The 24,465-nt window shown below is 61.8% G+C and carries 20 protein-coding genes and 2 rRNA genes; 17 read left to right on the plus strand and 5 right to left on the minus strand.

Translation table 11 applies throughout. The features are described 5' to 3' along the window. Together GCN78_RS04325 and rrf are read left to right on the plus strand one after the other, a co-directional pair. Positions 1-99, plus strand: a 23S ribosomal RNA gene (locus tag GCN78_RS04325); the annotation flags it as partial. A 138-nt stretch (positions 100-237) separates the two neighbouring features. Beyond that, a 5S ribosomal RNA gene (gene rrf / locus GCN78_RS04330) occupies positions 238-350 on the plus strand. 128 nt (positions 351-478) lie between these two features. Here rrf and GCN78_RS04335 read toward each other — a convergent pair. Beyond that, positions 479-1,051, minus strand: coding sequence for an acyloxyacyl hydrolase (locus GCN78_RS04335; protein ID WP_226939462.1), 573 nt, complete (start codon positions 1,049-1,051; stop codon positions 479-481). 84 nt (positions 1,052-1,135) lie between these two features. Here GCN78_RS04335 and GCN78_RS04340 point away from each other — a divergent pair, with 84 nt between their 5' ends. After that, entirely contained in the window at positions 1,136-2,038 is a 903-nt protein-coding gene (locus tag GCN78_RS04340; protein WP_226939463.1) for an NAD(P)-dependent oxidoreductase, read from the plus strand. Between the two features lies 1 nt (position 2,039). On the opposite strand, the gene GCN78_RS04345 is transcribed toward GCN78_RS04340, so the two are convergent. Beyond that, a complete protein-coding gene (locus GCN78_RS04345; RefSeq protein ID WP_152250604.1) occupies positions 2,040-3,233 on the minus strand; it encodes a M20 aminoacylase family protein in 1,194 nt (397 codons plus the stop codon). 206 nt (positions 3,234-3,439) lie between these two features. Between GCN78_RS04345 and GCN78_RS04350 the strand changes: the two genes are divergently transcribed. The 4 genes from GCN78_RS04350 (at position 3,440) to GCN78_RS04365 (ending at position 10,275) form a co-directional block, all read left to right on the plus strand. Continuing rightward, positions 3,440-5,515, plus strand: coding sequence for a molybdopterin-containing oxidoreductase family protein (locus GCN78_RS04350; protein ID WP_152250605.1), 2,076 nt, complete (start codon positions 3,440-3,442; stop codon positions 5,513-5,515). A 2-nt stretch (positions 5,516-5,517) separates the two neighbouring features. Continuing rightward, positions 5,518-6,573, plus strand: a complete 1,056-nt coding sequence (locus tag GCN78_RS04355; protein ID WP_152250606.1) for an aminopeptidase — start codon at positions 5,518-5,520, stop codon at positions 6,571-6,573. A 276-nt stretch (positions 6,574-6,849) separates the two neighbouring features. Further along, positions 6,850-8,532 (plus strand): long-chain fatty acid--CoA ligase, encoded by a 1,683-nt coding sequence (locus GCN78_RS04360; protein WP_152250607.1) that lies wholly within the window; start codon positions 6,850-6,852, stop codon positions 8,530-8,532. A gap of 60 nt (positions 8,533-8,592) precedes the next feature. Next, positions 8,593-10,275, plus strand: a complete 1,683-nt coding sequence (locus tag GCN78_RS04365) for a long-chain-fatty-acid--CoA ligase (protein WP_152250608.1) — start codon at positions 8,593-8,595, stop codon at positions 10,273-10,275. Here GCN78_RS04365 and GCN78_RS04370 read toward each other — a convergent pair. After that, positions 10,272-11,444 carry an acyltransferase family protein gene (locus GCN78_RS04370; protein ID WP_152250609.1) on the minus strand — a complete coding sequence of 391 codons (1,173 nt, stop codon included), beginning with the start codon at positions 11,442-11,444 and terminating at the stop codon, positions 10,272-10,274. The genes GCN78_RS04365 and GCN78_RS04370 overlap by 4 nt on opposite strands. 155 nt (positions 11,445-11,599) lie before the next feature. Here GCN78_RS04370 and GCN78_RS04375 point away from each other — a divergent pair, with 155 nt between their 5' ends. Then, positions 11,600-12,466, plus strand: coding sequence for a LytTR family DNA-binding domain-containing protein (locus GCN78_RS04375; protein WP_152250610.1), 867 nt, complete (start codon positions 11,600-11,602; stop codon positions 12,464-12,466). Here GCN78_RS04375 and GCN78_RS04380 read toward each other — a convergent pair. Beyond that, positions 12,463-14,055, minus strand: a complete 1,593-nt coding sequence (locus GCN78_RS04380; protein ID WP_152250611.1) for an alkaline phosphatase D family protein — start codon at positions 14,053-14,055, stop codon at positions 12,463-12,465. The two genes, GCN78_RS04375 and GCN78_RS04380, sit on opposite strands and share 4 nt — an antisense overlap. 21 nt (positions 14,056-14,076) lie before the next feature. Next, on the minus strand, positions 14,077-14,442 hold the full coding sequence (locus GCN78_RS04385) for an acyl-CoA thioesterase (protein ID WP_226939493.1): 366 nt from the start codon (positions 14,440-14,442) through the stop codon (positions 14,077-14,079). A gap of 136 nt (positions 14,443-14,578) precedes the next feature. Here GCN78_RS04385 and GCN78_RS04390 point away from each other — a divergent pair, with 136 nt between their 5' ends. The 9 genes from GCN78_RS04390 to GCN78_RS04430 all read left to right on the plus strand — a co-directional run bounded on the left by GCN78_RS04390 (position 14,579) and on the right by GCN78_RS04430 (position 24,462). Then, positions 14,579-16,429: an ABCB family ABC transporter ATP-binding protein/permease gene (locus GCN78_RS04390; RefSeq protein ID WP_152250613.1), complete on the plus strand. Its 1,851-nt coding sequence runs from the start codon at positions 14,579-14,581 to the stop codon at positions 16,427-16,429. 92 nt (positions 16,430-16,521) lie between these two features. After that, positions 16,522-17,490, plus strand: coding sequence for an IS1595 family transposase (locus GCN78_RS04395; protein WP_152250614.1), 969 nt, complete (start codon positions 16,522-16,524; stop codon positions 17,488-17,490). 203 nt (positions 17,491-17,693) lie between these two features. Further along, positions 17,694-18,650: an amino acid ABC transporter substrate-binding protein gene (locus GCN78_RS04400; RefSeq protein ID WP_152250615.1), complete on the plus strand. Its 957-nt coding sequence runs from the start codon at positions 17,694-17,696 to the stop codon at positions 18,648-18,650. A gap of 98 nt (positions 18,651-18,748) precedes the next feature. Beyond that, positions 18,749-19,498: an amino acid ABC transporter permease gene (locus GCN78_RS04405; protein ID WP_152250616.1), complete on the plus strand. Its 750-nt coding sequence runs from the start codon at positions 18,749-18,751 to the stop codon at positions 19,496-19,498. Position 19,499: 1 nt separating this feature from the next. Then, positions 19,500-20,192 carry an amino acid ABC transporter permease gene (locus GCN78_RS04410; RefSeq protein ID WP_152250617.1) on the plus strand — a complete coding sequence of 231 codons (693 nt, stop codon included), beginning with the start codon at positions 19,500-19,502 and terminating at the stop codon, positions 20,190-20,192. Positions 20,193-20,211: 19 nt separating this feature from the next. Then, a complete protein-coding gene (locus tag GCN78_RS04415) occupies positions 20,212-20,937 on the plus strand; it encodes an amino acid ABC transporter ATP-binding protein (RefSeq protein ID WP_152250618.1) in 726 nt (241 codons plus the stop codon). A 37-nt stretch (positions 20,938-20,974) separates the two neighbouring features. Beyond that, positions 20,975-22,423, plus strand: a complete 1,449-nt coding sequence (locus tag GCN78_RS04420) for an amidohydrolase family protein (RefSeq protein WP_226939464.1) — start codon at positions 20,975-20,977, stop codon at positions 22,421-22,423. Positions 22,424-22,574: 151 nt separating this feature from the next. Further along, the gene (gene pyrC / locus GCN78_RS04425) at positions 22,575-23,639 is read left to right on the plus strand and encodes a dihydroorotase (RefSeq protein ID WP_152250620.1); all 1,065 of its coding nucleotides are present in this window, start codon (positions 22,575-22,577) and stop codon (positions 23,637-23,639) included. A 7-nt stretch (positions 23,640-23,646) separates the two neighbouring features. Beyond that, complete coding sequence (locus tag GCN78_RS04430; RefSeq protein WP_152250621.1) at positions 23,647-24,462, plus strand: DUF3025 domain-containing protein; 816 nt, start codon at positions 23,647-23,649, stop codon at positions 24,460-24,462. Positions 24,463-24,465: the final 3 nt, after the last annotated feature.

Below are 24,465 nucleotides of genomic sequence, written 5' to 3' on the forward strand. Positions count from 1 at the left end.
TTGAAGGGTCGTTCGAGACCAGGACGTTGATAGGCTGGGTGTGGAAGTGCAGTAATGCATTAAGCTAACCAGTACTAATTGCCCGTACGGCTTGTCCCTATAACCTTAGCAGGTACAGAGGATAAGACGGTACAACGTTGTGAGTTTGTTGATACACCAATTCATTACCCCAATCTTTGCTTCTTCCAGATTCAGGCTTTGTCGCTCCACCGAGGACAAACGCCAGTACAAGTTATGCCTGATGACCATAGCAAGTTGGTCCCACCCCTTCCCATCCCGAACAGGACCGTGAAACAACTTTGCGCCGATGATAGTGCTGCAACCAGTGTGAAAGTAGGTTATCGTCAGGCTTGTTATTCGAAAAAACCCCTTCCGGTGATCCGGTTGGGGTTTTTTTACGTCTGCTGGTTTTGTTTCCCGGCATACCGGCGTAAAAAAAGGCACCGCTACGCGGTGCCTTGTTCATTTGTCATAACCATTAAAAATGGTAAGCGACTTTGACGTTCATGTAATTGACGCCGCTATTCGGTTTCTTGTAACCGCCGTTCGAGAAATGCTGGATCTTCGCAGCGACTTCCCATTTGTTATTGAAGATATAGCCGACGCCGATATGGTCGCCGAACTGGAAGTGGGTCGACAGGCGATTGTCATCGTTATCGTACAGCTTGGACAGCATGTGTACGCCAATGCCGCCTTCCGCATAGAAACCCAGCTTATTTGTATTTTCAAAGCGGAACACAGGGGTAAAGCCCAGGTCCCACAGCTTTTGATGCTGGCCAGGGACGTTGCGATAGCTCTTGCCATCCCAGCCGCCAATACTGGCATCCCAGTAACCGCTCAACTGCGTACCATTCGATACGAACCAGGCCTTATCCCAGTTCGAGGTCACGCCGGCGCGTACCATTTGTACCTTCACGCCCTTGGCATATTCGCCGTAGACGGAGTCGATCAGTTTGTCGTCGGCGGCAAAGCCGGCGTTGGCCGCCATCAGCGCGGTAACGGCGGCGATGGATTTGAGGAGATTCTTCTTGAAGAACATAGAGGCTTTCATCGTAAAATTGGCCGATAGGCTATTGTTGTACAGGCACCTTGCATTGCATGCCGCTCTCGCCACTTGTTGATCTCAGGGGTTCAATTGACATTCTCTACAAAAATCGCATTTCTCGGTATCGGTCTGATGGGGGATCCGATGGTCCGGTGCCTGCTACGCGCTGGATATTCTGTCACAATTTGGAATCGCACGCACAGCAAGGCCCAAGTCCTGCGTGCGGCAGGCGCGCAGCCCGTCATTTCCATCGCTGAGGCGGTCAATGGCGCGGACGTGGTCATCTCCATGCTGGAAGCCGGCCCCATCGTGGCGCAGGTGTTGCAAGAGGCGCTGCCGGCATTAACCGCCGGCGCGCTGTGGATCGATATGAGTTCCACCCAACAATCAGAAGCCCGACAATTTCATGCCGTCTTGCACGCCGCTGGCCATGCCTTCATCGATGCGCCCGTGTCGGGCGGCGTCGGCGGGGCGCAGGCGGGCACGCTGGCCATCATGGCCGGCGCCAGCACCAACGATTACGCGCGTGTGGAAACTATTTTGACGGCCATGGGGCGCCCGACCCTGGTCGGGCCGGTCGGCAGTGGTCAGGTCGCCAAGCTGTGCAATCAGCTGATCGTCGGCGCGACATTGACTATCGTGGCCGAGGCGCTGTTGCTGGCCCAGGCGGCCGGCGCTGATGCGGCTGCCGTACGGGCGGCGATCCGTGGCGGTTTTGCCGAGAGCAAGATTCTGGAGGTGCATGGCCAGCGCATGCTGGAGCGTAACTTTGTGGCGGGCGGCCAGGTGAAAAGCCAGATCAAGGACATGCACAACATCCTCGCGGCGGCCGAGGCGGCCCACGTCACCTTGCCCGTGACGCAGCTGGTGACGCAGCGCTATGAAACCCTCGCCACCACCTATCCGACGGCAGACCACGCGGCCGCCTTGCTGGCCCTGGAAGCGTTGAATCCGGGCCAGCGCCTGGGCACAGGTCCGGATCAACTGAGCTGATTCAAGCGACGGGCAGGCTCGCTTCGGCCAGCTTGACCCAGAAACTGGCGCCGATGGGCAACAGATGGTCATTGAAGTCGTAGCTGCCATTGTGCAAGACACACGGACCCAGGCCATGGCCGCCATCGCGGTGCTCGCCATCGCCATTGCCGATGAAGATGTAGCAGCCGGCCTTTTCTTGCAGGAAGAAGGCGAAATCTTCCGCGCCCATGGTCGGTTCGACATTTGCGTTGACCTTGTCCGCGCCCACCACGCTTTGCATGACTTCAACGGCAAACGCCGTTTCTTTCGCGTGGTTGACCAGCGGCGGATAGTTGCGCTTGAAGTGGAAATCGACTTCCGCGCCAAAGGCGGCGGCCGTGTGCACGGCGATGTCGCGCATGCGTTCCTCGATCAGGTCCAGCACGGGCGTGGTGAAGGTGCGCACGGTGCCAACCAGGCTGGCATCATCGGGGATCACATTGGTGGCGCTGCCCGCATGGATTTGCGTGATCGACAGCACGGCCGTATCGAGCGGGCTCTTGTTGCGCGTGATGACGGTTTGCCAGCTTTGCGCGATTTGCACGGCCACCATGACGGGATCGATGCCCTTGTGGGGCTGGGCCGCGTGGGCGCCCTTACCTTTGACGGTGACATGGAATTCATTGCTGGACGCCATCATCGGGCCTTCCACCACGCTCAGCGTGCCCGTTTCGGCGCCTGGCCAGTTGTGCATGCCATAGATGGCATCCATGGGAAAGCGGGTAAACAAGCCGTCTGCTATCATTTCGCGCGCGCCGGCGCCGCCTTCTTCTGCCGGCTGGAAGACCAGGTACACGGTGCCATCGAAATGGCGGTGCTGCGCCAGGTAATGGGCGGCGCCCAGCAGCATGGCCGTGTGGCCGTCATGGCCGCAGGCGTGCATCTTGCCCGGATGGCGCGAAGCATGCTCGAAGGTATTCATTTCCTGCATCGGCAAGGCATCCATGTCGGCGCGCAAGCCGATGGCGCGTGTCGACGTACCATGCTTGATGATGCCGACCACGCCAGTGCGGGCCAGGCCGCGTACCACGGGAATGCCCCATTCCGTCAATTTGGCGGCGACCACGTCCGAGGTGCGCTGTTCTTCATAGCACAGCTCGGGGTGCGCATGCAGGTCGCGGCGGATACCTTGCAGCTCGGATTGAAACGCCAAGATCGGATCAACTAGTTTCATGGGACTCTCCTGTGGATGCTGGCGCGCAGCAATGTATGGCGCGCCGGACCGCGCTTGTTTGATCGAAAACAGGCGCGGCTAATAGTGCATTGTAGCCCTTGTTTGCCGGGTAAATCCAGCGCACGGATGCGCTTGGTACGGCGCCAACAGCAAGCGCGCGGAATGGTTTACAGTATCGCCTTCCCCCAACGTTTTTGGATTGCCCCATGACCACCACCCAAGTGCGCGCCGCCTGCCCGCTCGACTGCCCCGATACCTGCGCCTTGCTGGTCACCGTGACCGATGGGGTGGCCACCGCCGTCAAGGGCGATCCCGACCACCCGACCACGGCTGGCGTGCTGTGCACGAAGGTGTCGCGCTTCACGGAACGCACCTACCATGCGGACCGCTTGTTGACCCCGCTGCGCCGCGTGGGCAAGAAGGGGGAAGGCAAGTTCGAGCGCATCAGCTGGGAAGAAGCGCTGCAGACCATCGCGGCCCGCTTGAAACCGATCGCCGCGCGCGATCCGCAGGCGATCTTGCCGTACAGCTACTGCGGCACCATGGGCCTGGTGCAGGGCGAATCGATGTCCTCGCGTTTCTTCAACCAGCTGGGCGCCTCCCTGCTGGACCGCACCATCTGCGCGTCGGCCGGCGCCACCGGTTACCGCTACACGGTGGGCGCCAGCATCGGCACGGACCTGGAACAGTTCCAGAACGCCAAGTTGATTATCATCTGGGGCGGCAACCCGATCGCCTCGAATTTGCACTTCTGGATGCGCGCGCAAGAGGCCAAGCGCCATGGCGCCACCCTGATCGCCATCGACCCCTACCGTTCGCTGACGGCCGAAAAGTGCCACCAGCATATCGCCTTGCTGCCGGGGACCGATGCGGCCCTGGCGCTGGGCTTGATGCATGTCTTGATCACCGAAGACCTGGTCGACCACGACTATATTGCGCAGTACACCATCGGCTATGCTGAACTGAAACAGCGCGCCCTGGAATGGCCGCCCGAGCGCGTGGCCGAGGTGTGCGGCATCACGACCGCGGAAGTGGTGGAACTGGCGCGCCTGTACGGCCAGGCCTGCCGTTCCGGCGAGGGCGCCGCCATCCGCGCCAACTACGGCGTGCAGCGCGTGCACGGCGGCGGCATGGCCGTGCGCAATATCGCCTGCCTGCCGGCCCTGACGGGCGCCTGGCGCCATCCTGCCGGCGGCATGCAGCTGTCGAGCTCCGGTTCCTTCCCCGTCAACCGCAAGGCCCTGCAGCGCCCCGATTTGCTCAAAGGCACGCCGCGCACCATCAACATGAGCACCATCGGCGACGATTTATTGAAAGAAAGTTCCGCCGAGTTCGGCCCGCAAGTGGAAGCGGTGATCGTCTACAACTCGAACCCGCTGGCCGTGGCGCCCGATTCGTCGAAGGTGGCGCAGGGTTTTGCCCGCGAAGACTTGTTTACGGTCGTGCTCGAACACTTCCAGACCGATACCGTCGACTACGCCGACATCGTGCTGCCCGCCACGACGCAGCTGGAACATGTCGATGCGCATTCCACCTATGGCCACCTGTACATGATGGCGAATAACGCGGCCGTGGCGCCGCTGGGCGAAGCGAAGGCGAATACGGAAATCTTCCGCCTGCTGGCCCAACACATGGGCTTTGATGACCCGTGCTTCCAGGAAAGCGACGATGCGCTGGCGGCCAAGGCCTTCGATGCGACCGATGCGCGCGCCGTGCATTTCGACTGGGAATCGCTGAAACGTACGGGCTGGCAAAAGCTGGCCATGCCGGAGGCGCCTTTTGCCGAGGGCGGTTTCCCCACGCCATCGGGCAAGTGCGAGTTGTATTCCAGCGCCATGGCGCAGGCGGGACTCGATCCCTTGCCCACGTATATCGCACCGCATGAATCGCTGGCCAGCAATCCCGCGCTGGCGGCCCGTTATCCGCTGGCCATGATCTCGCCGCCGGCGCGCAATTTCCTCAATTCCACCTTCGTCAACGTGAAAAGCCTGCGCGCGGCCGAGGGTGAGCCGCACCTCGATATCCATCCCGATGACTGCGCCGTGCGCGGCATCGCGGCCGGCGACATGGTGCGCATCTTTAATGACCGCGGCAGCTTTGTCGCCAAGGCCCGGGTGACGGACAAGGCCAGGCGGGGCTTGGTGGTGGGCTTGTCCGTGTGGTGGAAGAAACTCGCCAGCGACGGCAAGAACGCCAATGAAGTGACGAGCCAGCGCCTGACGGACATGGGCCGCGCGCCAACCTTCTACGATACGCTGGTCGAAGTGGAAAAGGCCGCCTGACCATGGCCCTGGCGCGCTGGCCGGCCCACTTGCTTGTCGGCACGGTGTGCCTGCTGCTGGGCGGCTGCACGCAGTTGCGCTATTACACGCAGGCGGCGCAGGGGCAGTATGCGCTGTGGTCTGGCGCGCGTCCCATAGGTGACTGGCTCGATGACCCGGCCACCGAACCGCGCCTGAAAGTGCGCCTGGCCAAGGCGCAGCACATCCGCCGCTTTGCCGTCAGCGAGCTGGACTTGCCCGACAATGGCAGCTACAAGAATTATGCGGCCCTGCGGCGCCCGTTTGTGCTGTGGAACGTGGTGGCCACGCCGGAATTGTCGCTGCAACCGCTGCAATGGTGTTTCCCCATCGCCGGTTGCGTCAATTACCGCGGTTACTATGACAAGGCAGAGGCGCTCGCGTATGCCGAGGAATTGCGGGCCCAGCATTACGACGTGCAGGTGGGCGGCGTGCCCGCGTATTCCACCCTGGGCTGGTTCGACGACCCCCTGTTGTCGACTTTTATTCACTACAACGATGCGGAACTGGCGCGCCTGATCTTCCATGAACTGGCGCACCAGGTGGTGTACGTGCCCGGCGATTCGGCCTTCAACGAGTCATTTGCCAGTGCCGTGGAAGAGGCGGGTGTGCAGCGCTGGCTGGCGCGCGAGGGCAATGACACGATGCGTGCCGCGTACGCCCAGTACACGGCGCGGCGCCAGGATTTCCTGACCTTGCTGCTGCGCTACCGCGGCGAACTGGAAGCCGTGTATGCCAGCGACGCCAGCGATGCGGAGAAGCGCGCGCGCAAGGCGCAGGTGTTTGCTGCACTGAAAGAAGCGTATCAGGTGATGAAGCAAAACTGGGGTGGTTTCGCCGGTTACGACCGCTGGTTCGAGCAGCCGTTGAGCAATGCGCACCTCGCTTCCGTGTCTACCTACAATGAATTTTTGCCTGCCTTCAAAAAATTGCTGGAAGAAAAAAAGAACTTTCGTGCTTTTTATGCTGCAGTGCACACAATGGCCCAGATCGAGAAGCCTGAGCGCAGGCGTGCGCTGGAACAATTGTCCAGCCCCTGACCCGTAAAGATTGTCTCGCACGTCAGGTCCACCCATCCTGCAACAGTGTATTTATCATGTTGCATTGCAGCATAAAATACCCTTAGAGTTGCCGCTCGAATACTGTTGAAAGCGCTTGCATGGAAGCGCGGCGCCCGATAGCATCGCATTAGTAGCATAGAGCAATTGCTCGTCAGAATGCTCAAACTGACTGCAGGACGACAGAATCCGCAGCAATGATCCGCGCCGGCAAGCAGCGCTGGCTCCCCCACGATTATTCGAGACAAGAGGCACAGGATGGACAAAATTTGGCTGAAGTCGTACCCTCCCGGCGTCCCCGCCGACATCGATCCTGATCAATATCGTTCGCTCGTGCATCTGCTGGAAGAAGCGTTTCAAAAATATGCGGATCGCAATGCCTATGTCTGCATGGACAAATTTCTCACCTATGCCGAACTCGATACCTATTCGCGCCAGCTGGGCGCCTGGCTGCAAAGCCGTGGCCTGAAGAAGGGCGCGCGGGTTGCCCTGATGATGCCGAACGTGCTCCAGTATCCGGTGGCCATCGCCGCCGTCTTGCGCGCCGGCTACACGGTGGTCAACGTCAACCCCTTGTATACGCCGCGGGAACTGGAACACCAGCTCAACGATTCGGGCAGCGAAGCGATCATCGTGCTGGAAAACTTTGCCCATACGCTCGAGCAAGTGCTGGGCAAGACGGCCGTCAAGCACATCATCGTTGCCAGCATGGGCGAAATGCTGGGCGGCTTGAAGGGCATGCTCGTCAATTTTGTCGTGCGCAACGTCAAGAAGATGGTGCCCGCGTATTCCTTGCCGAATGCCATGCGTTTCAAGCAGGCGCTGGCGCTGGGCAAGCGCATGAAACTCACGCCTGTCGAGCTGAGCATCCATGACGCTGCTTTCCTGCAATACACGGGCGGCACGACGGGCGTGTCGAAAGGCGCGACCTTGAGCCACCGCAATGTGATCGCCAACGTGCTGCAGAGCGAAGCGTGGTCGGGGGCGGCGCTCGATCAGAACAGCAAGGAACAGATGATCGTCGTCTGCGCCTTGCCGCTGTACCATATCTTTGCCCTGACGGCGTGCGCGATGTGGGGCACGCGCGTGGGCGCCCTGAATATCCTGATCCCGAACCCGCGCGATATCCCGGGGCTGATCAAGGAGCTGGGCAAGTACAAGTTCAACCTGTTGCCGGCGGTTAATACGTTGTATAACGCGCTGGTGAACCACCCCGATTTTGCCAAGCTCGATTTCTCGGGCTTGAAGATCGCCAATGGCGGCGGCATGGCGGTGCAGCAAGCCGTCAATGACAAGTGGCTGCAAGTGACGGGCGTGTCCATCATCGAAGGCTATGGCCTGTCGGAAACGTCGCCCGTCGCCACCTGCAACCGCGCCGACAGCACGGCGTTCTCCGGCACCATCGGCTTGCCCGTGCCCTCGACCGAGATCGCCATCCTCGACGATGACGGCAAGGAAGTGCCGCTGGGCCAGACGGGCGAGATCGCCATCCGTGGCCCGCAAGTGATGAGCGGCTACTGGAATCGTCCCGACGAGACGGCCAAGGTCATGACACCCGACGGTTATTTTAAATCTGGCGACGTGGGCATCATGGACGAGCGCGGCTACGTGAAGATTGTGGACCGCAAGAAAGACATGATTCTCGTCTCCGGCTTCAATGTGTATCCGAACGAAGTCGAGGCTGTCATCGCGGCCCATCCGGGCGTGCTCGAGTGCGCCTGCGTGGGCGTGCCGGACGAACACTCGGGCGAAGCCGTGAAAGTGTTTGTCGTGCGCAAGGATCCGAACCTGACCCAGGCGGTGCTGGCCGCATATTGCAAGGAACAGTTCACGGGCTACAAGCGGCCGAAATACATCGAATTCCGCGATGAACTGCCGAAAACCAACGTCGGCAAGATTTTGCGTCGCGCCCTGCGCGACGAAACGAAGATAGCAGCATAAACAGTGCAGGGTGCGCGTCAAGGCCGCGCACCCTTTCATACAGATAAAGATGAGGCATAGATGGACAAGATTTGGTTGAAGTCGTACCCGGACAGCGTTCCCGCAGAGATTGATTGCACGCAATACCGTTCCGTCACGCATTTGCTGGAAGAGTCGTTTCAGAAATACGCGGACCGCAATGCTTTCGTGTGCATGGATAAATTCCTGACCTACCGCGAGCTCGACCAGCTGTCGCGGCAGATGGGCGCCTGGCTGCAAAGCCGTGGCCTGCAACCGGGCGCGCGCGTGGCGATCATGCTGCCGAACGTGCTGCAATATCCGGTGGCCATGGCGGCGATCTTGCGCGCCGGCTACACGGTGGTCAACGTCAACCCGCTGTACACGCCGCGCGAGTTGCAGCACCAGCTGATCGATTCGGGCAGCGAGGCGATCATCGTGCTGGAAAACTTCGCCACCACGGTCGAGCAGGTATTGCCGCACACGCAGGTCAAGCATGTGATCGTCGCCACCATGGGCGACTTGCTCGGTGGCTTGAAGGGCGCCATCGTCAACTTCGTCGTGCGCAAGATCAAGAAAATGGTGCCGGCGTTTTCCTTGCCGGGCGCCATCAGCTTCAACAAGATGCTGGCCGAGGGTTCCCGTTTGACGCTCACGCCGGTGCAGCAGGGGCATGACGATATCGTCTTCCTGCAATACACGGGTGGCACGACGGGCGTGTCGAAAGGCGCGATGTTGTTGCATCGTAACGTCATCGCCAACGTGCTGCAAAACGAGGCGTGGATGTCGCCCGTGATGACGCCCGAAATGCGCGCCACCTCGATGGGCTTCATGTGCGCCTTGCCTCTGTATCACATCTATTCGCTGACGGTCAGCGCCCTGATGGGCATGCGCCTGGGCGGCATGAGCGTGCTGATCCCCAACCCGCGCGACATCCCCGGTTTCGTCAAGGAATTGGCCAAGCACAAGATCGTCGTTTTCCCGGCCGTCAACACCTTGTACAACGCGCTGCTGAACAATGCCGACTTCGCCAAGCTCGATTTCTCCAGCTATAAAGTGTGCAATGGCGGCGGCATGGCCTTGCAGCGCAACGTGGCCGAACGCTGGCTGAAATTGACTGGCTGCCCGCTGATCGAAGGCTATGGCATGTCAGAAACGTCGCCCGTGGTGACGGGCAACCGCGTCGATATCACGGAATTTACGGGCACCATCGGCTTGCCTTTCCCGTCGACGGAAGTGGCGATTCTCAACGACGACGGCGTGGAAGTGCCGTTGGGCGAGCCGGGCGAGATCGCCGTGCGCGGCCCGCAAGTGATGGCCGGCTACTGGCAGCGTCCGGACGAGACGGCCAAGTCGATGACGGCCGACGGCTATTTCAAGACGGGCGACGTGGGTGTCATGGATGAGCGCGGCTACGTCAAGATCGTGGACCGCAAGAAAGACATGATCATCGTGTCCGGCTTCAACGTGTATCCGAACGAAGTCGAAGACGTGGTCGCTTCGTGCCCAGGCGTGCTGGAATGCGCCTGCATCGGCGTTCCGGACGCCAACGCGGGCGAAGCCGTGAAAGTGTTTGTCGTGCGCAAGGATCCGAACCTGACGGTGGAACAGATCCGCGAGCATTGCAAGCATGAATTGACGGCCTACAAGAAACCGAAATACATCGAGTTCCGTGATGAATTGCCGAAGACCAATGTCGGCAAGATATTGCGCCGTCAATTGCGCGACGAAAAGAAAGTCGCCTAATTCGCCACCAGGGCCGTGTCCGCCGCCAGGCTCCGGCCTGGCCGGGCGGGCAGGCCGAAGCAGGGGCGAAGCCAGTTCACCTTGCTGATCAGCAACGAGGTCCCCAGCCAGCAGGTCGCCACCGTACCGGCCAGCACCAGCAGCGGTTCCAGCAGGGGGCCCAGCTTCAACGGCACCAGCCAGTAAGCCAGCAGGATAATCGCGCTCTGGTGCAGTATGTACCAGGGAAACACGGCCTGGCGCGCCCATGGCAGCCAGGCAAACGGTTTATTCAGCAAGGTGTGCGACCAGCCCAGGATGGCGCAGATGGCCAGCCACATGTACAGCTTGCGCATGGGCCAGGAGCCGAATGAGGCCCAGGTCAGCAGGTTCTCCGAATATATCTGGTCGAAAAACATATACACGGCAAACGCGCCCAGGCCCAGCCACAAGGTGTGCCAGCGCAAGCGCGCCAGTTCCGCCCACAATCCCTTGTCATTGCCCAGCCACCAGCCATACACGAACAGTGTGAAATACATGGCGTGCGCATACCAGTCGTGCACCAGCGCATGGGTTTCCGGATAGCGCATTTTGAGCAAGACCATTGCCGCCAAGGGCGGCAGGGCCGGCAAGACCAGCAATTGCCATCCGCGCAAGCGCTGGAACAGGGGACGCAGCGCCGCCAGCAGCGGCTGCAGCGCCACCAGCACGATGGTGTACAGCAGCAAGTACACCAGATACCACAGATGGTTCCAGGTAAAACCATATTGCCAGCCATCGAAGGCGCCTGCCGGCCAGGCGTGACCGCCAAAGTAGTGCAGCAGGAACTGCCCATATCCAGGTTCGACCAGACCCTTGCTGACGCCTTCGCAATACGGCTGGATGGGAATGATGACGGCCATGCCGAACAGCAGCGGCAACAGCAATCGCCTGGTCCTGCGCCACAGGAAGGCGCCGCGCGAGGACTGCGTCATCATGGCGCACGACACGCCGGAGATGAGGAAGACGATTTCCATGCGCCAGCGGTTGAGGAAGACCAGCGGCATGTTCAAGGCATCGGTGGCATAGCTGCTGTGCATGTGAAAGTGCCAGCCGTCCATGTATAGCAGGGCAGTGTGATAGACGATCAGCAGGCTGAAGACGAGAAAGCGCAAGGCGTCGATATCGTGACGGCGGGAGTCTATGGTCATGATCGTGGAAGAGTGGTCAAGGAAGCGCCAGCATAGGCAGCGGCGGGGCTGCCAGCCAGTGAAATGGGATCAATGGACGGCTGGCTGGGACGAGTAGTCAGCCTGGGACGGGCGTGGGACCTTACAATCATGTAACTCATTCATCGTCCGAGACCATGCACATCGCTTCCACTGATCTGTTGCAACGTTATCAACGCTGGCGCCGCGTGGCCGAGCCCGGATTCTGGATCGTGCTGTATCTGCTGCAGGCCAGCGTGAACAGCTGGCTGGTGTGGACCGACCTGCAACGAACAGGCGTTGAAATGGCGTTCTGGGAAGTGGCCGTGTGGGAATGGAGCAGCAATCTGGTGCTGCTGGCGCTGGTGCCCGTGGTCGTGCTGGCGGGCCAGGTCCGGCCGCTGCACCTGGTGTTCCAGCGCCAGAACCTGCGCTGGCACCTGGCGGCGTCCGTCGTCTACAGCCTGGTGCATGTGCTGGCCATGGTGGCGTTGCGCAAGCTGGCGTACTGGAGCCAGGGCAGCGAATACGATTTCGGTGATTGGTGGCGCGAGCTGCCGTATGAGTACATGAAAGATGTGCGTGCTTACTTCCTCGTCTTGCTGGCCGTGGGCTTTTACCAGTTGCTGCTGATGCGCTGGCAAGGCGAGGCGACCTTGCTGGGCGAGCCCGATGAAGGGCCCGCCGTGGAACCGGTGCAGCAGCCGGAGCGCTTCCTGGTGCGCAAGCTGGGCAAGGATTTCCTGCTGCCCGCAGGCGACATCGAATGGATACAGGCCTGGGGCAATTATGTGAATCTGCACGTGCGCGGGCACGATTACCCGCTGCGCTCGACCATGGCCGCCATCGAGCGCCGCCTGGACGGCAAGCGCTTTGTGCGCGTGCACCGCAGCTATATCGTCAACCTGGATTTTGTGCAGGCAATCATACCGCTGGAATCGGGCGATGCGCGCGCCGTGCTGTCCACGGGCGGGGAAGTGCCCGTCAGCCGGCGCTACCGCGATGCCTTGAAGGGTGCCTGCTAGATGCGGCGCAGGCCCGCCTTGCCATCCTGCACGGTGAAACTGGCCAGCGTCGCGATGGTGGACGCGCTGTCGCGCACATTCTCCAGGCCCTGGAACAGGGTCGTGGTTTGATGTGGCGTGATCTCCATCCACATATAGCCGCGCTTGTCGCTGCGTCCGTAGCGGATGTGCGGGTTCATCGCCACGTACTGCTCCGTGCGCGCCTGCGGGCGGGAGCTCGACGTGATGGAGGTCCCGCAAAACTCCGTGGCCAGCACGGGATTATCCTTGCTGACCGGGCGCATGGCGTTACGGCTCAGTTCCGTGGCGTAAAAGGTATGCACGTCGCCCGACAGCACCAGCGGGTTGCTGGCCTTGCTGCTGCGCAAGGCGTCGAGCAGGCGCTGGCGGGCCAGCGGATAGCCATCCCAGCCATCGGTCCAGATGCGTTCGTCGCCGGGCCGCAGGATGGGCACCTGGCTCGATTGCGCCATCAGGGTTTGCTGGGCCAGGATATTCCAGCGCGCCGGGGAATCATCGAGACCGGCTTGCAGCCAGCGCTGCTGTTCCTCGCCCAGCATCGTGCGTTCGGGCTTGCGCAAGTCGGGGCAGTTGCGCGTGGTGACGGAATTGGAGCCGCCGCGCCCTGGCCTGGCGCACGCGTGATAGGCGCGGTATTGCCGGTCGTCCAGCACATGGAAGCGCGCCAGCCGGCCCCAGTCATAGCGCTGGTAAATGCGCATGTCGACAAAGCCGCGCCGTCCCAGCGGTAACAGGCGCAGCGGCATGTGTTCATAGAACGTCTGGTAGGCGGCCGCGCGGCGCTGCAAAAAGCCAGGCGTGAGCAACTCGTCGCGGTCGTTGCCGTAATCGTTGGCCACCTCATGGTCGTCCCAGGTGACGATCCACGGCGCGGCCAGGTGCGCGCCCTGCAAATCCGGGTCGCTCTTGTATTGCGCATAGCGGGCGCGGTACTCGTCCAGGGTAAAACTTTCATGCGTGCGCACGGCCCGGTTCGGGTGCTGCAGCTGGTATGGTCCCCACTCATAAATGTAATCGCCGAGGAAGGCCACCAGGTCGGGCGCGGCCGCGGCGATGTGCCGGTGCGCCGCATACGCGCCGAATTCCCAATGCTGGCATGAGGCGACGGCCAGTTTCAGCGAGGCTGGCATGGAGCCGGGCTCGGGCGCCGTGCGCGTGCGGCCCACGGGACTGACGGCGTCGCCCAGCATGAAGCGGTACCAGTACCAGCGTCCGGGCGCGAGACCATCGACGTCGACGTGCACGCTGTGCGCGAGGGCGGGCATGGCCGTGGCCTGGCCCTTGGCAACGATGCGGCGAAAACCTTCATCGTCGGCCACTTCCCAGCGCACGTTCAAGGCGATGGCGGGCGTGGCGGCGGCATGCAGCGGGTCGTGGCAGATGCGCGTCCACAGCACCACCGCATCAGGTAACGGTGAGCCGGAAGCGACGCCGAGCGCGAACGGATAGCCGGCGCCATTGATGCGCGTGGCGGCGCTGGCGCTGGAGCCGGACAGCACGCTGCCGGCGGCGGCCAGCGCCGTGATGCGCGCAGCGCTGTGCAGGAAGATGCGGCGCTGCTCATCCATGGTGTGGAATTATTGCGACAATCAAGACGCCAATAAGGTTTCGATCGGCGGCACCTTGCGTGGCTTGCGGTCAGAGTCCGTCGCCACGTAGATCAGGGTTGCTTCCGTGACTTTCACGATGCATGCCTGCAGGCGGTTGCGCTCGGCATATACCTCGACATTGACGGTGATCGAGGTATTGCCAACCTTGACGATGTCGGCGTAGAAGGACAGCAGATCGCCGACGAAGACGGGATTTTTGAAGACGAAGGAGTTCACCGCGATGGTGGCGACGCGGCCGTTGGCGCGCCGCGTGGCCGGCAGGGAACCGGCGATATCGACCTGCGCCATGATCCAGCCGCCGAAGACGTCGCCATACACATTGGCGTCGGACGGCGCGGGCATCATGCGCAATTCCGGCATTTTTCCGGCGGGCAGGCCGGAGGCGAGGCAGTTGTCAGGGCGGTTGGGGGAGGTGCTCATCTTTTATTCTCATGAAAGGCTACAATTGCCCCGATTGAACCATAAAAAGCCGACCTTCGCCATGCGCCGTTCCCAGACTCCCCCTCCGCCCCGCTCGCCAGCCTCCGCCAGCCACAGCGATTTCGCCACCATCAAGACCTTGCTGCCGTACCTGTGGGTCTACAAATGGCGAGTGCTGCTGGCGCTGCTATGTCTGGTGGGCGCCAAGCTGGCCAACGTGGGCGTGCCGCTGATCCTGAAAAAACTCGTCGACGCCATGACGATCACGGCGGCCCATCCGCAGGCGCTGCTGGTGTTGCCCGTCGGTTTGCTGGTGGCGTACGGCTTGCTGCGCCTGTCGACCACCTTGTTTACGGAATTGCGCGAATTCCTGTTCGCCCGCGTCACGCAGCGCGCCGTGCGCACCATCGCGCTGCAAGTGTTCCGCCACCTGCATGCCTTGTCCCTGCGTTTCCATTTGAACCGCCAGACGGGCGGCATGACGCGCGACATCGAGCGGGGCACACGCAGCGTCGGCTCGCTCATTTCCTATACCCTGTTTAACATCCTGCCGACCCTGGTGGAAATCACGCTCGTGCTCGGCTATCTGGTCTTGCATTACGACATCTGGTTCACCGTGATCACGGCCGTGGCGCTCGTGTCTTACATCGCGTTTACCGTGCTGGTGACGAACTGGCGCACGCATTTCCGCCGCACCATGAACGACCTCGATTCAAAAGCGAATACCAAGGCCATCGATTCGCTGATCAACTATGAAACCGTGAAGTATTTCGGCAACGAGGATTACGAGGCGAAGCGCTACGATGAGGGCTTGCAGCGCTATGAATCGGCGGCCGTGAAATCGCAGACTTCCCTGTCCCTGCTCAATACGGGCCAGTCCCTGATCATCGCCACGGCCGTGACATTGATACTCTGGCGCGCCACGGTGGGCGTGATCGCCGGCAGCATGACCCTGGGCGACCTGGTGCTGGTCAATGCCTTCATGATCCAGCTGTACATCCCCCTCAATTTCCTGGGCGTCATTTACCGCGAAATCAAGCAAAGCCTGGCCGACATGGAACGATTGTTTTCCTTGCTGAACGAGAACCGCGAAATCGCCGATACGCCGGACGCCCAGCCGCTCGTCACGCGGGGCGCGGCCGTGCGTTTCAATCATGTGGATTTCAGCTATGAAGCCAAGCGGCAAATCCTGTTCGACGTGGATTTCCAGATTCCGGCCGGCACCACGACGGCCGTGGTGGGCCACAGCGGCTCGGGCAAGTCGACTCTGTCGCGTTTGCTGTTCCGCTTCTATGAAGTCGATGGCGGCGGCATCACCATCGATGGCCAGGATTTGCGGGCCATCACGCAGGACTCGCTGCGCGCCGCCATCGGCATCGTGCCGCAGGACACGGTCTTGTTCAACGACACCATCGAATACAACATCGCCTACGGCAAGCCGGGCGCCAGCAAGGAGGCCATCGTGGCGGCGGCGAAAGCGGCGTCGATCCATGATTTTATTGAAAGCTTGCCAGATGGTTATAACTCCATGGTGGGCGAACGGGGCTTGAAGCTGTCGGGCGGCGAAAAGCAGCGCGTGGCCATCGCCCGCACCTTGCTGAAAGACCCGGCCATCCTGATCTTCGACGAAGCCACCTCGGCGCTCGATTCGAAGGCCGAGCAGGCGATCCAGTCGCAGCTGAAGGAGATCGCCAGGAACCGCACCACCCTGGTCATTGCGCACCGCCTGTCGACGGTGGCCGACGCCCAGCAAATCCTGGTGCTCGACCATGGCCGCATCGTCGAGCGGGGCACGCATCCGCAATTGCTGGTGCTCGATGGCCTGTACGCGCAGATGTGGCAACGCCAGCAGGCGAATAGGGACGATGAGGAGGATGAGGACGCGTTGGCGGGGCTGGCGCCGGCAAAATAAATGGCTCTGTCACCGACAAATAGGGGAAATGCCGGAATCTTCCTTTGGCAGCGCTGTCTGACTCTGCATACTTACCACATGGGGAGCAGATCATGCAGCCAGCCGAATGGATCCGTTTTATCGCCCAGTTTGCTTACCTGAACCGGCGCCAGCGGCAGGCTGGCATGGCTTTGCTGCGTGGCAACGCGCCACACGACGCGACTGTCGCGCTGCTGGAAAGCGTGGTGCAGCAGCGCTTGTCCTGTCCCGCCTGCCACGCGCATCACCTGCACCGGCATGGCCATGCGCACGGCTTGCAGCGCTACCGCTGCGTGCCTTGTGGGCGCACGTTCAATGCCTTGACGGGCACGCCGCTGGCCCGCTTGCGCCACAAGGCGCGATGGATCGCATTTGCCGATTGCCTACTTGATTCCACCACGGTGCGGAAGGCCGCTCAGCAGCTGGGACTGCACCGCAACACCACGTTTCGCTGGCGCCACCGATTTCTCAGCGTCGCGAAGACGGACCGGCCGCATGGCCTGCATGGCATCGCCGAGGCTGACGAGTTATATGTGCTGGAATCGGAAAAAGGCGCGCGACAGATGACGCGTCCGGCCCGCCGCCGGGGTGGCCATGCCTTTAAGCGCGGTATATCGAACGAGCAAGTCTGCATCCTGGTGGCGCGTGACCGCACGGGCCAGACCCTCGACTTCGTCACAGGCAAAGGGCAACTGACGAAGGCGCAGCTGCACCGCTGCTTGTTGCCCGTCATCGACCAGGATATCCTGCTCGTCACGGATGGCCATGCCGCCTACCGGGCGTTTGCCAGGGAGACGGGCATCAGCCATCAGGCCGTCAACTTGCGCGCCGGCATCCGTGTGCAGGGTGCCGCGCACGTGCAGAACGTCAATGCGTATCACAGCCGCCTGCGCGAATGGTTAAGGCCGTTTCACGGCGTGGCGACGCGCTACCTGCCGAACTATCTGGGCTGGCGCTGGATACTCGATGCCAGGCGCATCCGGTCACCCGAAACGTTATTGAAAGCAACGCTGGGAGCGTTCCCACACTTGATGGTGACATAGCCAAATAAATCGGGAAAGGAAAATCAGTAGGAAAAATGCTACAGCCGCGCCGATTCAGGCGCGCGTATAGCGCCTATTTGAGGGCAATCGCAGAAAACGGCTAGTCCGGCGCTGAAAATGAAATAAAATTAATTCCATTGGTGGCGTCTGCACCACAGTTGTTTCGTTCGGAGTCCATCCGGTTTGTCCGCCCAGGAGAATTTATGAAATTGACCAAAATCATCGCCACGCTGCTCAGCGTCGGTGTCATCAGCAGCATGTCGCCAGTCCAGGCTCAGGAATTGACCGGCACCTTGGCCAAGATCAAGAAAGCCGGCTCCGTCACCCTCGGCGTGCGCGACGGCTCCGTGCCCTTCTCCTATCTCGATGACAAACAGCAATACCAGGGTTATTCGATCGACCTGTGCATGAAAGTCGTCACGGCCCTGCAAAAGCACCTGGGCTTGAGCGAACTGAAAGTGGTGATGAGCCCCGTCACGTCGGCCAACCGCATCCCGCTGATGGCCAACGGCACCATCGACCTCGAATGCGGCTCGACGACGAACAACCTGGAGCGTCAGCAGCAGGTGGCATTCGCCCCGACCATGTTCGTCATCGGCAACCGCATCCTGGCGAAAAAATCCTCGAACATCAAGACCCTGGAAGACTTGCGCGGCAAGACCCTGGTCGCCACGGCCGGCACGTCGACCATCAAGCAGATGACCATCCTCAACAAGGAAAAGAACCTGGGCATGAACATTGCCGTCGGCAAGGACCATCCCGAGTCGTTCCTGATGCTGGAAACGGGCCGCGCGGTGGCTGAAGCCAACGACGATATCCTGCTGGCATCGCAAGTGGCCAACTCGAAAAACCCGAACGACTACGAAATCACCAAGGAAGCGCTGTCGGTCGAGCCGTACGGCATCATGCTGCGCAAGGGCGATCCAGCCTTCAAGAAAGTGGTCGACGACGCGCTGATCCGCCTGTACAAGAGCGACGACATCAACCGCATCTACGCGAAATGGTTTACCTCGCCGATCCCGCCGAAAAACATCAACCTGAAATTCCCCATGCCGCCGCAATTGAAGGCCGTGTTCGCGAATCCGACCGATTCGGGCGATCCGGCCGCGTATGCGGCCGTACCCGAAGCGCAGAAGACTTCGGACAAACGGAAAAAGTAAAGACGGCGTAACAAATCGGGAGGCGCAAGCCTCCCGTTTCAATTGCGGGGCGGGCGGCCGGTTGGCCGCTGCCCTTGGGCTGCATCGGAAGGATGATCATGAATTACAACTGGAATTGGCGCATCTTCTGGGAGATCTCTCCCGATGGCGTGGGCACGTATATGGACACCCTGTGGTCCGGCCTGGTCTGGACCCTGGCCACGGCCGGCACGGCCTGGATCATGGCCTTGCTATTGGGCCTGGTGATCGGCACCGTGCGCACCCTGCCGAACAAATGGCTGGTGGGCGTGGCCAATGCCTACGTCGAATTGTTCCGCAACGTGCCGCTGCTGGTGCAGATGTTCCTCTGGTACTTCGTCATGCCGGAATTGCTGCCGCCCGACCTGGGCGCCTGGGTCAAGTCGCTGCCGAATGCGCCGTTCGTCACGGCCGTGCTGTGCCTGGGATTCTTTACCTCCTCGCGCGTGGCCGTGCAGGTGACGACGGGTATCGAGGCGCTGCCGCGCGGGCAGAAACTGGCCGGCACGGCGCTGGGTCTGACCCTGCCGCAAACCTACCGCTTCATCTTGCTGCCGATGGCCGCGCGCGTCATCATGCCGCCGTTGACCAGCGAATTCTTAAACATCATCAAGAACAGTTCCGTGGCGCTGACCATCGGCCTGATCGAACTGACGGCCAGCGCGCGCGCCATCCAGGAGTTTTCCTTCCAGGTGTTCGAGGCGTTTTCGGCCGCCACCATCATCTACGTCGTCGTCAACCTGCTGGTGGTGGTGCTGATGCACCTGATCGAGAAAAAGGTCGCCATCCCGGGCTTCATCGTCGCCGGCGCCAAGACGGGAGGACATTGATATGTTCGGCAATTTCGACTTCGATGTCATCTCCCGCTCGTGGGTCTACCTGTTCCAGACCGGCATGCTCTTCACCCTGAAACTGACGGCGCTGGCCATGGTGGGCGGCATCGTGCTGGGCACCCTGCTGGCCTTGATGCGCCTGTCCGGCAGCCGCCTCATCTCGGGCGTGGCGTCGAGCTACGTCAACCTGATACGCTCGATTCCGCTGGTGCTGGTGATCTTCTGGTTCTACTTCCTGGTGCCGTACATTGCCGCCTGGGTCATCGGCGCGAACGAACCCGTGAAAGTGGGCGCGTTTTCCTCCGCGCTGATCACCTTCATCATGTTCGAGGCGGCCTACTATTGCGAGATCATGCGCAGCGGCATACAGTCGATCCCGCGCGGCCAGGTATGGGCCGGTCAGGCGCTGGGCATGAACTACTCGCAGACCATGGCCTTCATCGTGCTGCCGCAAGCGTTCCGCAACATGATCCCCGTGCTGCTGACGCAAACCATCGTGCTGTTCCAGGACGTGTCGCTCGTGTACGTGCTGTCGATCCCCGATTTCGTCGGCGCCGCCTCAAAGATCGCCCAGCGCGACGGCCGCCTGGTGGAGATGTACGTGTTTGTCGCCGTCGTGTATTTCGTGCTGTGCTATGCCTTGTCGTTCCTGGTAAAACGCCTGCAGAAACGCGTCGCCATCATTCGCTAACCGTAAAAGAAAGAACAAGATGATCGAACTCAATAACGTCAGCAAATGGTATGGCCAGTTCCAGGTACTGACCGACTGCACCACCCAGGTCGCCAAGGGCGACGTGATGGTCATTTGCGGCCCGTCCGGCTCCGGCAAGTCGACCCTGATCAAGACCGTCAACGGCCTCGAACCCATCCAGCAAGGGCAGATATTCGTCGACGGCATCGCCGTCAACGATCCGAAAACGAACCTGTCGAAACTGCGCGCGCGCATCGGCATGGTGTTCCAGAATTTCGAGCTGTTCCCGCACCTGTCCATCCGCGAAAACCTCACCATCGGCCAGATCAAGGTGCTGGGCCGCAGCGCCGACGAAGCCAACGCCAAGGGCTTGAAGTACCTGGACCGCGTGGGTTTGCTGTCGCAGCAGGATAAATTCCCCGGCCAGCTGTCGGGCGGCCAGCAGCAGCGCGTGGCCATCGCCCGCGCGCTGTCGATGGACCCGATCGCCATGCTGTTCGACGAGCCGACATCGGCGCTCGACCCGGAAATGATCAACGAAGTGCTCGACGTGATGGTGGGCCTGGCGCAGGAAGGCATGACAATGATGGTGGTCACGCACGAAATGGGCTTTGCCAAGCGCGTGGCCAACCGCATCGTCTTCATGGACCAGGGCAAGATCATCGAGGATTGCAGCAAGGATGACTTCTTCAATACGACGCGCTCGGACCGCGCGCGCGATTTCCTCGCCAAGATCATCCATTAAATTTCCATCACTTTGAAGTAGAGTACCAATGCCTGTCATGAAAAAAACAGCCGGCGCGATGCTGGCGCTGGGCCTGCTTGCCCATGCCCACGCGGCGGACAAGATCGCCGTCGACATCGTCCTGCGCGACGCCACCCTGATCGATGTTGCTGGCGGCCGCGCCGTCAACGGCAAGACCGTGCTGCTCAAGGGCGACAGCATCGTCGCCGTCGTCGATGAGGCGCAGCTGCGCAACTACGCACCGAAGCGTACCATCCGCCTGCCCGGCAAATACCTGATGCCGGGCCTGTGGGATACGCACGTGCATTTCGGCGGCGGCCCCGAGCTGATCGACGAGAACAAGCAGTTGCTGCCCTTGTACCTGGCGCATGGCATCACCACGGTGCGCGACTGCTCGGGCGACTTGCCCGACACGGTGCTGGCATGGCGCCGGCAGATCAACGCGGGCCAGCTGCAAGGCCCGACCATCTTCACGTCCGGCGCCAAGCTGGAAGGCATCAAGCCGCTGTGGAAGGGCACCATCGAAGTGGGCACGCCGCAGGAAGTCACGCGCGCGCTGGACGGCCTGCAGGCGCAACGAGTGGACTTCGTGAAGATCACGGAAAACACGCTGAAGCCTGAGCTGTACCTCGAAGCGCTGCGCCAGGCGCGCGAACGGGGCATGCGCACCTCGGGCCATATCCCCGTGCAGCTGACATTGGAGCAGATGGCCGATGCGGGCCTGGGCACGATCGAACATCAATCGTATTTGCTGCGCGCCGCCACGCCGCGCGAGCAGGAGCTGACGGACAAGGTGGCCGCCGGCGCGATGACGGGCAAGGAAGCCATGCATGCAAGCGTGCAAAGCTACGACGAGCCGACGGCGCGCAAGGCCTTCAGCTACCTGGCCGCGCGCGGCACGGCCATCGTGCCGACCCTGTGGGGTTCGCGCGTGACGGCTTACCTGGACCGCGAAGACCACACGCACGATCCGGCCCTGCAATACATCGGCAAGGGCTTGCGCGCCACCTACGACTGGCGCGTGCAGCGCGCCGCCAAGGATGGCCCGGAAGCGATCGCCCTGCGTCACGCGCAGTTCGAGCAATCGGCGAAGCTGCTGCCGATTTTGCAGCAGCAGGGCATGAGCATCATCGCCGGCACGGATGCGGGCTTCCTGAATTCCTTCGACTACCCGGGCCAGGCCTTGCACGATGAAATCGGCCTGTACGTGCAGTATGGCCTGACGCCGCAGCAAGCCTTGCAGTCTGCCGTCATCAACGGTCCCCGCTTCCTGGGCAAGCTGGATCGCTACGGCAGCGTGGCGGCCGGCAAGGCGGCCGACCTGCTGGTGTTGGACGCGAACCCGCTGCAGGATATCGGCGCCACGCGCCAGATCCGCCTGGTGGTCAGCCGTGGCCAGGTGTACGACCGCGCCGCGCTGGACCGGATGCTGGCCGATATTCGCGCCTGGGTGGCGAAGCAGGAAGAGCCGCAGGCCAAATCCTGATTCGCGTGTACGCTTGATATTGAAAACGGCCGGCGCATACCGGCCGTTTTGCCGTCCGGGAGGCCGCGCATACAGGTGATCCTGGCCGGCGGGACGGCCCCGCGGCTGGTAAAATGGCGCTATTCGCAATGACCGCCTGAGAGCAGCCGCCATGTCCACACCCGATCACACCCCAGCCGCCGTTCCATCCTCCATCACCATCACCCGTCCGGATGACTGGCATTTGCACCTGCGCGACGGCGCCGTCATGGCCAGCGTGCTGCCGCACAGCGCGCGCCAGTTCGGCCGCGCCATCGTCATGCCGAACCTGAAGCCGCCCGTCACCACCACGGCCGATGCCGCCGCCTACCGCGAACGCATCCTGGCCGCCGTGCCCGAAGGCGTGAACTTCGATCCGTTGATGGTGCTGTACCTGACGAACAACACCTCGCCCGACGAAATCCGCCGCGCGCAGGACAGCGGCATCGTGCAAGCCGTGAAACTGTATCCGGCCGGCGCCACGACGAACTCCGACCTGGGCGTGACGGACTTGAAGAATTGCTACAAGGTGCTCGAAGTGATGCAGGAAGTGGGCATGCCCTTCCTCGTGCATGGCGAAGTGACGGATCCGGAAATCGACATTTTCGACCGCGAAGCCGTCTTCATCGAGCGCGTGATGCGTCCGCTGCGCAGCGCCTTCCCGGCCCTGTCCGTCGTGTTCGAGCACATCACCACCAAGGATGCGGCGCAGTACGTGGCCGAAGCGGAAGGACCGATCGCCGCCACCATCACGGCGCACCATCTGCTGTACAACCGCAACGAGATTTTCAAGGGCGGCATCCGCCCCCATTACTACTGCCTGCCCATCCTCAAGCGCGAAGAGCACCGCCTGGCCCTGATGACGGCCGCCGCCAGCGGCGACGAGCGCTTCTTCCTCGGCACGGACTCGGCGCCGCACGCGCAAGGCGCCAAGGAAATGGCCTGCGGCTGCGCCGGCTGCTACACGGCCCTGCACGCGATGGAAATGTATGCGGAAGCGTTCGAACGGGCCGGCGCGCTCGATAAACTGGAAGCGTTCGCCAGCTTCCACGGCCCGGCCTTCTACGGCGTGCCGCGCAACACGGACACCATCACCTTGCGCCGCGAAAGCTGGACCTTGCCGGCTTCGCTGCCGCTGGGCGACAGCCACGTGATTCCGCTCAACGCGGGCGAGCAGATCAACTGGAAAATGGTGTAATCACGCCATGCTGCCATCGATAGACTGGACCCGCCCCTGGTTTGCCACGGTGCTGCCGGCGCGACGGCAGCTGGACCTGCAGCGCGACACGGTGATTGCCGCGCTGAACGGGCGGGCGCGGGCGCTGGACTTGCGCAATCCCTCCGGCTTGCCGCTGGCCTTCGTGCCGCAAGCGGACCTGCCCGAAGGCGTCGCCTATGAAGAGTTCATCGGTGCGACGGGCGGCGTGCCTACGCGCGACAATCTGCACGATTTTTTCAACGCGCTCGTCTGGCTCACCTTCCCCCGCATCAAGCGGCAATTGAACGCGCTGCAGGCGGCGCAGATCGCGCTGTCCGGCGTCGGCAAATCGCGCGGTCCCGCGCGCGATGGCGCGACGATTTTCGATGAAAATTCCGCCTTGCTGGTGCTGCGCGACAGCGACGCCGGGCGCGCGCTGGAAGCGGCCTTGCGCGGACACGACTGGCGCGGCGCCTTCCTTGCGCAGCGCGAGAAATTTGGCGCGGACGGCGACGCCGAGGTCTGGTTGTTCGGCCACGCGCTGATGGAAAAACTGGTGGCGCCGCGCAAGGCCATCACGGCGCACACGCGCGTGATCTTCGCCGGCGACGCTTATTTCACCCTGGACGATGCGGCGCGGCGCGCCTGGCTCGACGCGCGGGTGGCGCAAGACCTGGCCAGTGATGGCTTGACGACCGCCGACTTCACGCCGTTGCCAGTGCTTGGCTTGCCCGGCTGGTGCGAAAGACAGGACGACGATTTTTACAATGACGCGGCGGTGTTCCGCCCGAAGCGCAAGGTCGCTGGCGCAGAAAGAGAGTAGAGC

This window comes from Janthinobacterium rivuli (assembly GCF_009208735.1).
Classification (GTDB): Bacteria; Pseudomonadota; Gammaproteobacteria; order Burkholderiales; family Burkholderiaceae_D; genus Janthinobacterium.